Here is a 13667-nt window from a genome sequence, read left to right as displayed (position 1 = left end):
CAGAGGTCTGGGTTCATAGGACGCAGAGACTGGTTCGATTGTTGTGCTGTGGTGTTGTGCTGCCGCATGTCGCAAACCAGAGGTAATCAAACTCATGGAAGAGGCGTATTTCAAGTGCCAGAGCAGCCTAGCCACCGTCTACCAGAGGAATTTGGCGGAAACGAGTGGCTCGTGGACGAACTATACGAGCGTTACCAACAGGACAAGAACGCGGTCGACGCCAAGTGGTGGCCTCTGTTTGAATCTTTTGACGCCGGTGAAGGTTCTTCCACCAACGGGACCTCCGGAGCCACTGCTCCGGCCCACCCCGAAACCCGTGAACTTCCAGTTGTAGCGTCTCCTGCAGCGGCACCGGCGCCGGCTGCACCCGCTCCTGGTGCCCCCGCCCAGCAGGCAGGAACAGCCCAGCCCGCCACGCAGCAGGCCGAAACTGCCCAGACGGCACCCGCCGCGAAGAAGGCTCCGGCAACTATTGCCCGCGACGGCTCCAAAAAGCCTGAGGCCACTGGCGGCCCCGCCCCGATTCCGGCCCAGCTGCCCAAGAACGTCAAGGCTCCCACCGCACCGGAGGAAGACGTCGTCTCCGTCCTGCGGGGCCCGGCCAAGGCAATCGCCTCCAACATGGTTACGAGCCTCGAGGTCCCCACGGCCACCAGCGTTCGGGCCATTCCTGCAAAGCTCCTGATCGACAACCGCGTGGTTATCAACTCCAACCTGGCCCGTGCCAGGGGCGGCAAGGTCTCCTTTACCCACCTGATCGGGTATGCGGTAATCCGGGCCCTGTCCCAGTTCCCCTCGATGAACGTCTACTACGACGAAGTGGACGGCAAGCCCGTAGCAGTGCAGCCCGCGCATGTGAACTTCGGCATCGCCATCGACATGCCCAAGCCGGACGGCACCCGCCTCCTCATGGTCCCGAACATCAAGAAGGCTGAGACCCTCAACTTCTCTGAGTTCTGGCACACCTACGAAGACCTCATCAAGCGTGCCCGTGCCGGAAAGCTCACCGCTGACGACCACTCCGGGACCACGGTTTCGCTGACCAACCCCGGCGGCATCGGAACGGTCCACTCGGTTCCGCGTCTGTCCAAGGGCCAAGCGGCCATCATTGGCGTTGGCGCCCTCGACTACCCTGCCGAGTTCCAGGGCGCGAGCGAGAAAATCATCGCGCAGAACGCTATCAGCAAGGTTCTCACCCTGACGTCCACCTATGACCACCGGGTCATCCAGGGTGCGGGCAGCGGCGAGTTCCTCAAACTGGTCCATTCCCTCCTGCTCGGCGCCCAGAACTTCTACGACGAGATCTTCGAAGCCCTGCGCATCCCATACGAGCCGGTGCGCTGGAGCCCGGACCTGCAGATTGACCCTGCTGACCAGATCAACAAGGTCGCCAGGATCCAGCAGCTGATCCACTCCTACCGCGTCCGTGGCCACCTGATGGCAGACACCGATCCGCTGGAGTACGTGCAGCGCAAGCACCCTGACCTCGATGTCCTGACGTATGGACTGACCCTATGGGATCTGGACCGCGAATGGCCCACCGGCGGATTCGGCGGCAAGCCGCAGCTGAAATTCCGCGACATCCTTGGTGTCCTCAGGGACGCCTACTGCCGTACCACCGGCATCGAATACATGCACATCCAGGAGCCTGCCGAACGCAAGTGGTTCCAGGACCAGCTTGAGCACCCGTACTCCAAGCCCAGCCGCGAAGAGCAGCTCCGCATTGTTTCGAAGCTGAATGCCGCAGAGGCCTTCGAGACCTTCCTGCAGACCAAGTTCGTTGGTCAGAAGCGCTTCTCGCTGGAAGGCGGGGAGTCACTGATCCCGCTGCTTGACGCCATCATTTCCGATGCCGCTGACGACGAGCTGGACGAAGTGGCAATCGGCATGGCCCACCGTGGCCGGCTCAACGTGCTGACCAACATTGCCGGCAAGACCTATGCCCAGGTCTTCCGTGAATTCGAAGGCACCCAGGACCCGCGGTCAGTACAGGGGTCCGGCGACGTCAAGTACCACCTGGGCACCGAGGGTACGTTCACCTCGGACAACGGCAAAGAGACCAAGGTCTACCTTGCCGCCAACCCGTCGCACCTCGAGGCTGTTGATCCGGTGCTCGAAGGCATCGTCCGCGCCAAGCAGGACCGCCTGGACCAGGGTGAGGCATTCCCCGTGCTGCCCATCATGATCCACGGTGACGCCGCCTTCGCGGGCCAGGGTGTTGTGGCTGAAACCCTCAACCTGTCCCAGCTCCGCGGGTACCGCACCGGCGGAACCATCCACGTTGTGGTCAACAACCAGGTCGGCTTCACCACGGCGCCGTCCTCCTCACGGTCCTCCACGTACTCCACCGACGTAGCCAAGATGATCCAGGCGCCGGTATTCCACGTGAACGGTGATGATCCCGAGGCCGTGGTCCGGATCGGCCAGCTCGCCTACGAATTCCGCCAGCGGTTCCACAAGGACGTTGTCATCGACATGGTGTGCTACCGCCGCCGCGGTCACAACGAGGGCGATGACCCCTCAATGACCCAGCCGCTGATGTACAACCTGATCGAGGCCAAACGCTCCGTGCGCAAGCTTTACACGGAGTCGCTCATCGGTCGCGGGGACATCACCGAGGAAGAAGCCGAGCAGTTGCTCCGCGACTACCAGGAACGCCTCGAACGCGTCTTCGCCGAGACCCATGCCGCTCAGACATCGCCTATCCCGATCATCACTGCGGACTCCGCCGCTGTGTCCGACATCGAGCGCCCGCAGGCTCAGCAGGCCGACTTCGGCACGAACGCCCCGGCGTCCACGGCGATTTCACCGGAAACGCTCGCCCGGATCGGCAAGGCCCACTTGGAGATTCCGGAGGGTTTCACGGTCCATGCAAAGCTCAAGCAGCTGCTTGAGAAGCGCGAGCAGATGTCCCGTGAAGGTGGAATTGACTGGGGTTTCGGCGAGATTGCGGCCTTTGGCTCACTGATCATGGAGGGCGTTCCTGTCCGTCTGGCCGGCCAGGACTCCCGTCGTGGCACCTTTGTCCAGCGCCACGCTGTCTTCCACGACCGCGCAAACGGCAACGAATGGCTGCCGTTGGGCAACCTCACTGACAACCAGGCCAAGCTCTGGATCTACGACTCCCTGCTGTCCGAATACGCCGCAATGGGCTTCGAATACGGCTACTCAGTGGAACGCCCGGATGCGCTTGTGCTGTGGGAGGCCCAGTTCGGAGACTTCGTCAACGGCGCCCAGACCGTCATTGACGAGTTCATTTCCTCCGCTGAGCAGAAGTGGGGCCAGCGGTCATCCCTCGTGCTGATGCTGCCGCACGGCTACGAAGGCCAGGGGCCGGACCACTCCTCAGCCCGCATCGAACGTTTCCTGCAGATGTGTGCCGAAGAAAACATGATTGTGGCCAACCCCACCACGGCGGCATCCCATTTCCACCTGTTGCGCCGCCAGGCCTACAGCAGGCCGCGCAAGCCGCTGATCATCTTCACTCCGAAGCAGCTCCTTCGCTTGAAGGGTGCGGCCTCGGCTGTGGAAGACTTCACCACCGGAGCCTTCCGGCCTGTCATCAGCGACCACGAGAACCTCCAAGGCGACGCCGTCGAGCGCGTGCTGCTGGTCTCGGGCCGGCTGTACTACGATCTCCTCGCCACCAGGCAGAAGACCGCAGATTCGACGACAGCGATTGTCCGTGTGGAGCAGCTGTACCCCTTGCCCCACGCAGAGATCGCCGCCGAGCTCGCCAAGTACCCCAACGCCGAAGTGGTGTGGGCTCAGGATGAGCCCGCCAACCAGGGTCCGTGGCCGTTCATGGGCCTGAACCTTCCTGACGCTTTGGACCGCAAGGTGCGCCTCGTTTCCCGACCGGCGTCAGCTTCCACCGCAGCCGGTTCCATGAAACGCCACGCAGCGGAGCAGGATACGCTCCTCAAGCAGGCTTTCGCCCGCAAGTAGGTTCGCTTGCTGCCCGGCTGGTCGTCGAAACAACCGACGCACCGCCGGGCAGTTTTGTTTAATGGACACGCCCTGATGGACACGCCTTAATGGACACGCCGCCCCCGCGGCTGTGAGTCACTGGTAGTTGGCTGATAATTGTCTGTCGGACCAAGGGCAAATCCCGACGTCGTCGCCGAGGTAAAGAGGTAGTAGTGGAAGACAGGAAGCTGCGCATAGCGGCTGTTGGAGATGAGTTGCTGGCTGGCCTTGGTGACCCGCGGGCTCTTGGCTGGCTGGGCCGTGTTTTGGCCCGCACTCCACAAGACGGGGTTTCCGTTGAGTGCTTCTCCCTCCCCTGCCCCCAGGAAGGAACTGAAGGTCTGGCATCGCGGTGGTTAACGGAAGCGGCCCGCCGGTTCAGTGAGCACCATGAAAACCGGCTCGTCATTGGCTTGTCCGGACGGGACGTGGAGTTTGGACTTTCGACCGCCAGGAGCCGGCTCAATCTTGCGAACATCCTGGATGCGGCCACTCAGAACAACATCGAAGTCTTTGTAGTTGGACCACCGCCCTCGCTTGATCCCGGACTAAACCGTAGGTTGAGTGACCTCAACACGGCCTTTGCCGACGTAACAACCCGGCGCAAGCATCTCTACGTGGATACGTTCTCCCCCTTGCTGAACCACGAACAGTGGCGGCAGGACCTTGCTGCTAACGGTGGGGCTCCTGGCCAGTCGGGTTACGGATTGATGGCCTGGCTCGTGCTGCACCGCGGCTGGTTCCAGTGGCTGGGGCTAGCCACTCCCGAGTAGCTGACGGTGGCTATTGCGCTCCCGGCATTTTGCGATATGTCGTAACTAACACGATATATCGTGACTTGGAGGAGCCTATGTCAGAGAACCAGCCGGAAAACAGCTGGGCCGTTACCGGCCCACAGACCATCGACGTCGACGGCGTCACCTCCCTCAAGCTGGGAATCGTCGGCGGGCGCTTCGACGTCGTCTGCCACGAGGAATCTGTCACCCGGATCGAGATCTCAGAGGTTCATGGGGATCCTGTGGCTGTGAACCTCGTGAACGGCAGGCTGGAAGTCAGGCATCAGCTTCATGGCGCCCAAGGCTGGTTCAAGAACCTGATGGGCGCCGTCAACCACAACAGCAGCAACTCAGTGGTTATCAGCATTGCCCTGCCTCAGGGCGTACAGGTTGAGGCCGGGACAGTCAGTGGCGACGGCCTGGTGTCAGGGACCGGAGACCAAACCCGTCTGGCAACCGTGGGCGGATCCGTCATGGCTGATGCCACGGCCGGCGAGCTTCACATCAATACTGTCAACGGTGAAGTGATCGCACGGAACCACACGGGCGTCCTGACAGCCAAGAGCGTGTCTGGCGAAGTGACTGCCTCGGGGCATTTCAGCCACATTCGCACGAACACTGTCAGCGGAGACATGAGCTTCGATCTTAAGGGGTTCACCAGCGATTTTGGCGCAAACTCCGTTTCGGGAGACTTGACGGTGCGTCTGCCCCAGGATGTTGGCGTCGATATCATCGCCAAGTCCGCCAGTGGAGCGGTGACTATAGATGACCGGCAGTACCCGCAGCCCGGCGGCAAGGTGGAGGCCATCGCCGGACCGGATTCTCGCCTTATGCTCGTCAGGACAAACTCGGTATCAGGCAGTCTTTACATCCTTCACAGCCTCTCACCGGCAGATTCAGAAGCAGCAGTCTAGTGCCTCCGGTCTTCGCCCACGGCGCATTGCGCCTCTACCTCCTGGCCTTGCTGGAATCCGGACCCAAACATGGCTATGAGCTCATCAAGGCCCTCAGCGACCGTTTCGGCGGCACCTATTCGCCAAGCGCCGGGACCATCTATCCCCGGTTGGCCAAGCTCGAGGAAGAGGGGCTGGTGGCAACCGAGACCGAGGGCCGCCGCACCAAGTACAGCATCACAACGGCGGGGATCGGTGAGCTGAACGGCCGGCGGGACAAGCTCGCAGATGTGGAGAATGACATTTCCGCCTCGGTCCGGCGTCTCGCGGACAACCTGCGTACGGACATCCGCAATAACATGCGCGGGCTGCGGGCGGATTTGGCGGCCACTGCGGAGGCAGCCCGTTCCAGCGCCCGGTCCGCTGACCTGTTCGCCCGTACTGAACGTCGGCCATCCGGTAGCGATCCCCTGCTCAAAGAAGCCGAAATGATGCTCCAGTCATTCAGGGATGAACTTCGCGTGGAGCTCAGGCTTCATGCCAGCACCAACCCCATTACTCCAGTGACCCTGGAAACCGTCCGGACAGTCCTGGATCAGGCGGAGATCGCAATCAAGAATTCCTTGCAGGGGTAATGCCCGGGGTGTCCGCCGGTTCGCGGCACGTCCCGCTTTATGGGAGACTTGAGGGCAGCTCTTTTGAGTACCGATAGTAAGGAGGCCAGCTATGAGCAAACGTGCACGTAAACGTCGTGACCGTAAGCGTGGCGGCGCGAACCACGGGAAGCGCCCCAACACCTAAGCCACGGCTTGGAACAAAGCTTAAAGCTTCGGGCCCTGGAAACCAGATGGTTTCCAGGGCCCGAAGCTTTTGCTGTTTTTGGGGCCGTCAGGCGTCCACGGGACGAATCCCATGGATACGGTCCAGGATGGCATTCTTGAGATTTTCGGGAGCCGACTCCGTGCATGAACGCTTCACCATGTTGCGGATGACACACTCGAGGTCGTACTGCTCAAGGCACTCGGGGCAGTCATCCAAGTGGTGCTTGATCTCTGCAACGTCATCGCGCGTCAGGGCACCATCGAGGTACTCGTAGATGCGTTCCATGCGGGCGTCATCACAGTCGCCCAATCCTTGGCAGTCGCTCATTTCCTGTTCTCCTGTGTGTCACTTCCGGGCGCCGGGGTGGATTCACCCGCAGCTTTAAAACCCCGCTCTGCGGCGTAGTCCGCGAGCATGTCCCGCAGCATCTTCCGGCCGCGGTGAAGCCGGGACATAACCGTCCCGATGGGGGTGTTCATGATGTCTGAAATTTCCTTGTAGGCGAAGCCTTCGACGTCTGCGAAGTAAACGGCAAGCCTGAACTCCTCGGGTATCGCCTGAAGAGCCCTCTTGACGTCCGAATCCGGAAGGTGGTCAAGGGCTTCAACCTCGGCTGATCGCAAGCCGGTTGAGGTGTGGGACTCAGCCCTGGCCAGCTGCCAGTCTTCGATGGTGTCCGTGTTGGACTGCAGAGGTTCGCGCTGCCTCTTGCGGTAAAGATTGATGTAGGTGTTAGTCAAAATCCGGTACAGCCAGGCTTTCAGGTTGGTTCCCGGCTTGTACTGATGGAACGCAGAGAAAGCCTTAGTGTAGGCCTCTTGGACCAGGTCCTCGGCGTCTGCCGGGTTCCGGGCCATCCTCATGGCAGCGGAGTAGAGCTGATCCACATACTGCATGGCGTCACGCTCAAAGCGCAGGCGCCGCTCCTCAGCCGATTCGGATTTGACGTCCACTTCGGATTCCGGGCCCGGCTGTCCGGCCGCGTCACCCACGATGGCTTGGTCAGCTGCGACGGCTTCAGGGTCTCCAGCAGGGGTGATTGAAGTCCCTGCTTCTGCTGCGGCCAGGGTGGCGGGCGTGGCATCGTTTCCGGCTGCCTCATACATGGCCGTTACGGCCGGATCAAGGGTGCTCATTGCAGTCAAGTCTACTGTCACCTTCCGCTTGGCCGGGTATGCGGCAGAGGTGCCAGTGCGTGCTTCCCACCCCTGCGGAGGACTCAGCAGGTTGACGTCGTCCTTTACCAAACTCAAACTTGATCTCCACTCTGTGTTCGGACGTCAATAAATCTGCGGGACGTCCATCCTTCCGGTCAGACCGGCAGGCGCTCACTCACTATTCACTACGGTAGCCATTGCGGAGTGCCTGACCAGGGCAACCCCTGGCCTGCATTTCACAACGATGGGTGGCAGGCAAATATTCCACAAAAGTGCAAGACTAGAACCGGTTCCCCCGCGGAGATTGCGCGGCTCGTCCATCCAGGAGGAAATTCATGTCCTTTGTCCGTTTTCTCGCCCGGCCCATGCTGGCATCCAGTTTTGTCTTTGCTGGTGTGGATAAGCTCAAGAACGCGGATGATACTGCCGCACAGTTGTCCCCCCTGCTTCGGCGTGCTTCTGAATCGCTCCCCTTCCCGACGGATGAAAAACTCCTGGCACGGCTTATAGGCGGCACCCAGGTGGGAGCAGGGCTCTGCTTCGCCCTCGGAAAGTCCGCACGGATGGCGGCTGCAGTCCTTGCTGCCATTTCTGCCCTCAACGCCTTCGTGGAATGGCGCAGTGCCGACATCAGTTCCAAGGAAGGCCGTCAGTCCCGTCGTAATCAGCTGCTGAAGAACCTGACACTCACAGGAGGGGTCCTCCTTGCTTCAGTGGACACCGCAGGCAAGCCGAGCCTGGCATGGCGTGCCGAACACCTGGCCGCAGATGCGCGTAAAAGCGCCGGGCATCTGGCCGCAGACGTCAAAAAGACAACAGGCAAGCAGCTGAAGCGTGCAGACAAAACGGTCCGCAAGGCCTCGACCATGCAGTGGGGGCATAAAGCCGCATGACTGGAACCACCTCAGCCACGCACGCCGCACCCGTTTCGGCTGATCCCGGCCAGCACTGGCCGGCGCCCTACGCAGCCCGACCGGTTAACGCCACAGTGGCGGTTCCGGGATCAAAATCCCTGACCAACAGGTATCTTGTCTTGGCCGCGCTGGCTGACGGTCCTTCACGTCTGCGTGCCCCTCTCCACTCACGCGATTCCGCTTTGATGATTCAGGCGCTCCGCCAACTGGGAGCAACGGTTACTGAGGTCCCCGGAGACAGCGTGTTCGGACCCGATCTTGAGGTGTCGCCCATCAGCGGATCTGACGCTGCCGTGGAAGCGTCGATAGATTGCGGCCTGGCGGGCACAGTGATGCGTTTCGTTCCGCCACTCGCAGCGCTGCGCAACGGCGCCACGCTCTTCGACGGCGACCCGCATGCACGCTTGCGCCCCATGGGCACCATCATCACGGCTCTGACCTCACTCGGCGTAACAGTCAGTGGGGAAGCAGACGGCCCGACGTCGTCCCTTCCGTTTAAGGTCGATGGAACCGGTCAGGTTCGTGGCGGGCACCTGATTATTGATGCCAGCGCCTCGTCGCAGTTTGTATCTGCCCTGCTGCTGGTAGGCGCGCGGTTCGTCGAAGGCCTGCACCTTGAACACGTCGGCGCCCCTGTCCCAAGCCTTGACCACATCAACATGACGGTGGCAGCACTTCGCGGCGTTGGCGTCTCCGTGGACGATTCCCGGCCCAATCATTGGGTGGTCTCCCCCGGCCCGATCAGTGCCTTCGACCAGCGGATTGAACAGGACCTGTCCAACGCCGGGCCGTTCCTCGCGGCTGCAGTAGCCACAGGTGGAACGGTACGGATCCCCAACTGGCCTGAAGGCACCACCCAGGTTGGCGACATGTGGCGCAGCATCCTCCCGGCATTCGGCGCGACCGTCAGCCTGGAAGACGGAACCTTGACCGTCACCGGCGGACCCGAGATCAAGGGTGTCGAATTCAGCGACACGAGCGAACTTGCCCCTACAATTGCCGCGCTGTGTGCACTCGCAACTGGCCCGTCCAGGCTCAGCGGCATCGCCCACCTGCGGGGGCATGAAACGGATCGCCTTGCTGCCTTGGTCAACGAGATTAACCGGCTTGGCGGAGACGTAGAGGAAACGGCGGACGGTCTGCTGATCCGGCCCGTCCCGCTCGGTCCGGGTGTTTTCCACAGCTACGCCGATCACCGCATGGCGACAGCCGGTGCCATTCTGGGCCTCGCTGTCAATGGTGTGGAAGTCGAAGATATCGCCACCACGGCAAAGACCATGCCTGAATTTCCACAGATGTGGACCGACATGCTGGCACAGGGACCCGACTCCGGTACCCGTCGTGGGCCACGGCACGCCCGGGAAGAGGCTTCCACCGGTGGCACGCAGCACTGATTCCTGGGATGAGTCCGATGTCCGGATCCGTCCGAGCAAGAAGGGCTCCCGCCCACGCACCAAGGACCGTCCCAGCCACGATGACGCCGTTACCGGCAGGATCATCACGGTAGACCGTGGCAGGTACACCGCCGTCGTGGGCGAAGACTCCGGAAACGAACGGATAGTGGTAGCCGCCCGTGCACGGGAGCTTCGCCGCTCCCCAGTGGTGGCTGGCGACTTCGTGTCGCTGGTGGGAGACGTTTCAGGAGAGCCTGACACGCTTGCGCGACTCGTCAGGATTCAAGACCGCAAAACACTGCTGCGCCGAAGCGCGGACGACACCGATCCTATTGAGCGCGCTGTAGTTGCCAATGCGGATCAGCTCGTCATCGTGGTTGCAGCCGCCAACCCGGAACCCCGTACGGGTTTCATCGATCGCGCACTCGTTGCAGCGTACGACGCCGGCATCGACCCCCTGCTGCTCGTCACCAAGGCGGACGTCAAGGATCCTGCAGAGCTGTTGGCCAACTACCGTCACCTGGATTTCCCCGTCATTATCAGTCGGACGGCTGACTCAGCGGCTTCAGGTATCGATGCCCGCTCGGATGATGGGCTGTCCGCCCGCCTGGACCGCGAAGCAGTCGCTCAGCTGCGCCATCACCTTGACGGCAAGGTCACCGTCATGCTTGGCCACTCGGGGGTTGGCAAGTCCACCATGGTGAATGCCCTCACCGGTGCCGAGCGGGCCACCGGAGGCGTCAATGCCGTGACGGGCCGCGGCCGCCACACGTCGTCGTCGGCCCTTGCCTTGAAAGTCACCGGCGCTCCGACGGGAAGCTGGATCATCGACACTCCCGGAATCCGCTCATTCGGCTTGGCGCACGTGGATCCGGACAGGATCCTGCACTCCTTCCCGGACCTTGAGCCCGGGACTGAGGCTTGTGAACGCGGCTGCAAGCACGACGCCACGGCCGTTAACTGCGGAGTGGATGCCTGGGTTGCCGCAGGGCATGCCGGCGCTTCCGGCGCCGCGCGGCTCGCTTCGCTGCGCCGCCTCCTCGGCACAGATCCGCGCATGGAAGCCCAGGAAACAAAGGAACTCGGGAGCGTCTCCTAGGGACCCGCTGCGGTCATATTGGCAGCGTTCCCACACGGCCTCCCGGCCTGAAGGCCGCCGAGACGGTAGTTTGGAACCATGACCCAACCCGCTTCGAGCTACAACGATGACCTGCGCCTAGCCCATGTCCTGGCCGACTCAGTGGACGACCAGACCATGAGCCGCTTTAAGGCGCTTGACCTACAGATCGAAACGAAGCCTGATCTGACACCGGTTACAGACGCTGACAAGGCGGCCGAGGAGTCCATCCGCGGGCAGCTGTCGCGCTCCCGCCCCCGTGACGCCGTCCTGGGTGAGGAGTTCGGAAGCTCAGGGCACGGTTCCCGCCGCTGGATCATCGATCCCATTGACGGAACCAAAAACTTCGTTCGAGGCGTGCCTGTCTGGGCCACCCTCATCGCCCTCGTGGATGAAGGCGAACCCGTGGTTGGACTGGTCAGTGCACCGGCTCTGGGCAAACGCTGGTGGGCGGCCAAAGGCGCGGGGGCATACATGGGCCGATCCCTCGCTGCGGCCACCAGACTGCGGGTCTCGAACGTTTCCGAACTGTCGGACGCTTCGTTGTCCTACTCCAGCCTTGGTGGCTGGAAAGAGCGTGGGAACCTCGATGAGTTCCTGGGATTGACCGAGGAGGTCTGGAGGACACGGGCTTACGGGGATTTCTGGTCCTATTGCCTGGTTGCAGAGGGTGCTGTGGACATAGCCTGCGAACCCGAACTGAATCTGTACGACATGGCGGCCCTTGTTCCCATCGTGACCGAAGCCGGCGGGCGGTTCACCTCACTGGAGGGCGCCGACGGTCCTTTCGGCGGCAATGCCCTGGCCACCAACTCGATCCTCCACTCCGAGGTGCTCAAGCGGCTCAATCCCGATCTGGACGACCTCTTGTAGGTTGAGCCATCTGACGAATTATTGACGGCGGAACATCCAGCTACGGGTGTTCCGCCGTCGCTTTGTTCGGCCAAACGGCCTTTTGTCTACCCGCCGTAACAATCGACTTAACATTGGGATCAACTTTTTCATGACTCCCCGAATGTCTTAAGCTCGATAGCAGGTCACGAGTGCCAGCGCTAAACCCCGGTTTGCTGGCCGGCAACCCTCCATTCGCGGTGGGGTGCCCCGGGTGACGACCAGGCCGGTCCGGAACGGACCCGGCAAGCGCGGATCCCTGCTAAGGGGTCCTGTCCCAGTGAGGTCCTCTTGACTACTGCCATTTACTCCCCCAACGCCGCCGCTGATGCCTCTTTTAACGAACCGCACGCCGGCCTCTCCGTTTCCCGACGACCGCTGGCAGCCGTTAGCGGTGCGGAAATCCAGGCGCCGCTCATCCAAGGCGGAAACATCCGCTACGCCAACCTCGACTATGGCGCGTCGGCTCCGGCACTCTCGGTTGTCTCCGCCTACCTGAATGAGATCCTGCCGTATTACGCGAGTGTTCACCGCGGTGCCGGCTACGCCTCACAGATCAGCACCTCCGTGTACGAGAATTCACGCAGCATCGTCCGCGAGTTCGTTGGCGGACGCTCCGACGATTCCGTGATTTTTACGCGCAACACCACCGATTCGCTGAATCTCCTGGCCGGTTGCCTTCCCGTAACTGCTGGACAGCACCTCGGTGAAGTGCTGTATCTCGACATCGAACACCACGCCAACCTTCTGCCGTGGCAGGGGGTCCCCCACCGCAGCGTCGTGGCAGAAAACACCCTCGCCGGTACCATCGCCAACCTCCGCGCGGAGCTGGAACAAGGTGACATCAGCCTGCTTGCCATCACTGGAGCCTCAAACGTCACCGGTGAAATCCTGCCCATTCGTGAACTGGCAGCGCTGGCACACGAATTCGGTGCCAGGATCGTCGTTGACGCAGCCCAGCTTGCTCCGCACCGCCGCATCAACATCGCAACGGACGACGTCGATTACCTCGCCTTTTCGGGTCACAAGCTCTACGCGCCGTTTGGTTCCGGCGTCCTGGTGGGCAGGCCGGACTGGCTCGACGCCGGTACACCGCACCTTGCAGGCGGCGGCGCGGTCCGCGAAGCCAGACTGGACAGTGTCAGCTGGACAACCGGCCCTGCACGCCATGAGGGCGGCTCCCCGAACGTGCTTGGCGCAGCGACGCTTGCCCGGGCCACCCAGGTCATTGCTGCTCTGGACCAGGACCTGTGGCACGCCCACGAGTCGGCCATCCGCTCCTTCCTGGTCGAAGGACTGCAGAAAATTGAAGGCGTCACCGTTCACCAGATCTTCAGTGACACCGAATCCGACACGGACACCATCGGGGTGGTCAACTTCTCAGTTGAGGGCTACGACGCAGGCCTTGTAGCCGCATACTTGTCCGCGGAGCACGGCGTGGGTCTCCGCGACGGCCGTTTCTGCGCCCATCCGCTCCTGAAGCGCCTGGGACTGCCCTCAGGATCGTTGCGGGCGAGCTTCGGCCTGGGCTCCCGTCTCGAGGATGCCCAGCGGCTGCTGGCGGGCATCGAGGAGCTGCGCCGTACGGGTCTCGGCTGGGATTATGTGGTGGACGCCGGACGCTGGGTGCCGGCAAATGACAGCCGCACGTACCCGGAATGGGCACCAAACACTCCGGGGACTGCCGGAGCCGCGCCCTGCACTGAAGACTGACCAGCGCTAAAGGGGTAAATT

The 13667-nt window shown here is 62.1% G+C and carries 11 protein-coding genes, 1 pseudogene and 1 riboswitch; of the genes and pseudogenes, 10 read left to right on the top strand and 2 right to left on the bottom strand.

The features are described 5' to 3' along the window. Positions 1-114: 114 nt before the first annotated feature. The 5 genes from M1E02_RS07365 to M1E02_RS07345 all read left to right on the top strand — a co-directional run bounded on the left by M1E02_RS07365 (position 115) and on the right by M1E02_RS07345 (position 6439). Entirely contained in the window at positions 115-3948 is a 3834-nt protein-coding gene (locus tag M1E02_RS07365) for a multifunctional oxoglutarate decarboxylase/oxoglutarate dehydrogenase thiamine pyrophosphate-binding subunit/dihydrolipoyllysine-residue succinyltransferase subunit (protein ID WP_479377432.1), read from the top strand. A 194-nt stretch (positions 3949-4142) separates the two neighbouring features. Further along, positions 4143-4742: a GDSL-type esterase/lipase family protein gene (locus tag M1E02_RS07360; protein WP_479377431.1), complete on the top strand. Its 600-nt coding sequence runs from the start codon at positions 4143-4145 to the stop codon at positions 4740-4742. 77 nt (positions 4743-4819) lie between these two features. Next, a complete protein-coding gene (locus tag M1E02_RS07355; protein ID WP_479377430.1) occupies positions 4820-5659 on the top strand; it encodes a DUF4097 family beta strand repeat-containing protein in 840 nt (279 codons plus the stop codon). After that, on the top strand, positions 5659-6273 hold the full coding sequence (locus tag M1E02_RS07350; RefSeq protein ID WP_479377429.1) for a PadR family transcriptional regulator: 615 nt from the start codon (positions 5659-5661) through the stop codon (positions 6271-6273). The genes M1E02_RS07355 and M1E02_RS07350 overlap by 1 nt, the downstream gene beginning before the upstream one ends. A 91-nt stretch (positions 6274-6364) precedes the next feature. After that, positions 6365-6439 carry a 50S ribosomal protein bL37 gene (locus M1E02_RS07345; RefSeq protein WP_369299106.1) on the top strand — a complete coding sequence of 25 codons (75 nt, stop codon included), beginning with the start codon at positions 6365-6367 and terminating at the stop codon, positions 6437-6439. Positions 6440-6526: 87 nt separating this feature from the next. Here M1E02_RS07345 and rsrA read toward each other — a convergent pair whose 3' ends face one another. Both rsrA and M1E02_RS07335 read right to left on the bottom strand, forming a co-directional pair. Then, positions 6527-6787 (bottom strand): mycothiol system anti-sigma-R factor, encoded by a 261-nt coding sequence (rsrA, locus tag M1E02_RS07340; RefSeq protein WP_247042748.1) that lies wholly within the window; start codon positions 6785-6787, stop codon positions 6527-6529. Beyond that, positions 6784-7596 carry a sigma-70 family RNA polymerase sigma factor gene (locus tag M1E02_RS07335; protein ID WP_479377428.1) on the bottom strand — a complete coding sequence of 271 codons (813 nt, stop codon included), beginning with the start codon at positions 7594-7596 and terminating at the stop codon, positions 6784-6786. Before M1E02_RS07335 ends, rsrA begins: the two co-directional genes overlap by 4 nt. Positions 7597-7952: 356 nt before the next feature. Here M1E02_RS07335 and M1E02_RS07330 point away from each other — a divergent pair. From M1E02_RS07330 to M1E02_RS07310, 5 genes and pseudogenes are all read left to right on the top strand, one after another. Then, positions 7953-8500, top strand: a pseudogene (locus M1E02_RS07330) (DoxX family protein). A 6-nt stretch (positions 8501-8506) separates the two neighbouring features. Beyond that, positions 8507-9925 (top strand): 3-phosphoshikimate 1-carboxyvinyltransferase, encoded by a 1419-nt coding sequence (gene aroA / locus M1E02_RS07325; RefSeq protein WP_479377427.1) that lies wholly within the window; start codon positions 8507-8509, stop codon positions 9923-9925. Beyond that, positions 9909-11024: a ribosome small subunit-dependent GTPase A gene (rsgA, locus tag M1E02_RS07320; RefSeq protein ID WP_479377426.1), complete on the top strand. Its 1116-nt coding sequence runs from the start codon at positions 9909-9911 to the stop codon at positions 11022-11024. The genes aroA and rsgA overlap by 17 nt, the downstream gene beginning before the upstream one ends. Positions 11025-11102: 78 nt before the next feature. Then, positions 11103-11915 carry a histidinol-phosphatase gene (hisN, locus tag M1E02_RS07315; RefSeq protein ID WP_479377425.1) on the top strand — a complete coding sequence of 271 codons (813 nt, stop codon included), beginning with the start codon at positions 11103-11105 and terminating at the stop codon, positions 11913-11915. 162 nt (positions 11916-12077) lie between these two features. Next, positions 12078-12191: riboswitch (SAM riboswitch) on the top strand. A gap of 33 nt (positions 12192-12224) precedes the next feature. Then, positions 12225-13646, top strand: a complete 1422-nt coding sequence (locus tag M1E02_RS07310) for an aminotransferase class V-fold PLP-dependent enzyme (protein ID WP_479377424.1) — start codon at positions 12225-12227, stop codon at positions 13644-13646. Positions 13647-13667 lie beyond the last annotated feature (21 nt).

The sequence above is a fragment of the Arthrobacter sp. Z5-13 genome (genome assembly GCF_056499105.1).
The sequence above is the reverse complement of the archived record's forward strand: the minus strand, read 5'-3'. Positions and strand labels throughout refer to the sequence as shown.